Annotated in this window: 1 rRNA gene; it reads right to left on the bottom strand. The window is 53.6% G+C overall.

Annotated elements, in window-relative coordinates:
* Positions 1–3: 3 nt before the first annotated feature.
* Positions 4–2,265: ribosomal RNA gene (locus BLR93_RS17655) — 23S ribosomal RNA — on the bottom strand; the annotation flags it as partial.

The following is a 2,265-nucleotide window of genomic DNA, read 5'->3' as shown; positions in this document are numbered from 1 at the left end:
TTTTAAGTTAAGTCCTCGATCGATTAGTATCCGTCAGCTGCACGTGTCACCACGCTTCCACCTCGGACCTATCAACCTCATCGTCTCTGAGGGATCTTACTCATTTAAAATGATGGGAAGTCTCATCTAGAGGGGGGCTTCATGCTTAGATGCTTTCAGCACTTATCCCTTCCACACGTAGCTACCCAGCCATGCTCCTGGCGGAACAACTGGTACACCAGCGGTGTGTCCATCCCGGTCCTCTCGTACTAAGGACAGCTCCTCTCAAACTTCCAACGCCCACGACGGATAGGGACCGAACTGTCTCACGACGTTCTGAACCCAGCTCGCGTACCGCTTTAATGGGCGAACAGCCCAACCCTTGGGACCGACTACAGCCCCAGGATGCGATGAGCCGACATCGAGGTGCCAAACCTCCCCGTCGATGTGGACTCTTGGGGGAGATAAGCCTGTTATCCCCGGGGTAGCTTTTATCCGTTGAGCGACGGCCCTTCCATACGGCACCGCCGGATCACTAAGCCCGACTTTCGTCCCTGCTCGACTTGTAGGTCTCGCAGTCAAGCTCCCTTCTGCCTTTACACTCTGCGAATGATTTCCAACCATTCTGAGGGAACCTTTGGGCGCCTCCGTTACTCTTTAGGAGGCGACCGCCCCAGTCAAACTGCCCACCTGACACTGTCTCCGAACCGGATCACGGTTCTGGGTTAGAAGGTCCGTACAGCCAGGGTGGTATCCCACCGGCGCCTCCACCGAAGCTAGCGCTCCGGTTTCTAAGGCTCCCACCTATCCTGTACAAGCTGTACCAACATTCAATATCAGGCTACAGTAAAGCTCCACGGGGTCTTTCCGTCCTGTCGCGGGTAATGCGCATCTTCACGCATAGTATAATTTCACCGGGTCTCTCGTTGAGACAGTGCCCAAGTCGTTGCACCTTTCGTGCGGGTCGGAACTTACCCGACAAGGAATTTCGCTACCTTAGGACCGTTATAGTTACGGCCGCCGTTTACTGGGGCTTCGGTTCAACGCTTCGCCTTGCGGCTAACGCGTCCCCTTAACCTTCCAGCACCGGGCAGGTGTCAGCCCCTATACTTCGCCTTACGGCTTCGCAGAGACCTGTGTTTTTGCTAAACAGTCGCTTGGGCCTATTCACTGCGGCTTCTCCTTAAAGAAGCACCCCTTCTCCCGAAGTTACGGGGTCATTTTGCCGAGTTCCTTAACGAGAGTTCTCCCGATCACCTTAGGATTCTCTCCTCGCCTACCTGTGTCGGTTTGCGGTACGGGCACCTCTTTCCTCACTAGAGGCTTTTCTTGGCAGTGTGAAATCAGGAACTTCGGTACTTATTTTCCCTCCCCATCACAGCTTGAAATTGTTGGACGGATTTGCCTATCCAACTCTCTTACTGCTTGGGCGCACATGACCAGCAGTGCGCTTTCCTTATCCTTCTGCGTCCCCCCGTCGTTCAAACGGAAAGGAGGTGGTACAGGAATATCCACCTGTTGTCCATCGCCTACGCCTTTCGGCCTCGGCTTAGGTCCCGACTAACCCTGAGCGGACGAGCCTTCCTCAGGAAACCTTAGGCTTTCGGTGAAAGAGATTCTCACTCTTTTTTCGCTACTCATACCGGCATTCTCACTTCTAAGCGCTCCACCAGTCCTCACGGTCTGACTTCGCTGCACTTAGAACGCTCTCCTACCATTGTTCGTAAGAACAATCCGCAGCTTCGGTGATACGTTTAGCCCCGGTACATTTTCGGCGCAGAGTCACTCGACCAGTGAGCTATTACGCACTCTTTAAATGATGGCTGCTTCTAAGCCAACATCCTGGTTGTCTAAGCAACTCCACATCCTTTTCCACTTAACGTATACTTTGGGACCTTAGCTGGCGGTCTGGGCTGTTTCCCTTTCGACTATGAACCTTATCACCCATAGTCTGACTCCCAAGATCGAGTGGCTGGCATTCGGAGTTTGACTGAATTCGGTAACCCGATGAGGGCCCCTAGTCCAATCAGTGCTCTACCTCCAGTACTCAACTCTTGAGGCTAGCCCTAAAGCTATTTCGGAGAGAACCAGCTATCTCCGTGTTCGATTGGCATTTCACCCCTACCCACACCTCATCCCCGCATTTTTCAACATACGTGGGTTCGGGCCTCCAGTCAGTGTTACCTGACCTTCACCCTGGACATGGGTAGATCACACGGTTTCGGGTCTACGACCCCCTACTACATACGCCCTGTTCAGACTCGCTTTCGCTGCGGCTCCGTCTGT

Source organism: Sediminibacillus albus (genome assembly GCF_900101125.1).
Classification (GTDB): domain Bacteria; phylum Bacillota; class Bacilli; order Bacillales; family Amphibacillaceae; genus Sediminibacillus; species Sediminibacillus albus.
Note: the sequence above shows the minus strand (reverse complement) of the source record. Positions and strands in the feature narration are given on the sequence as shown.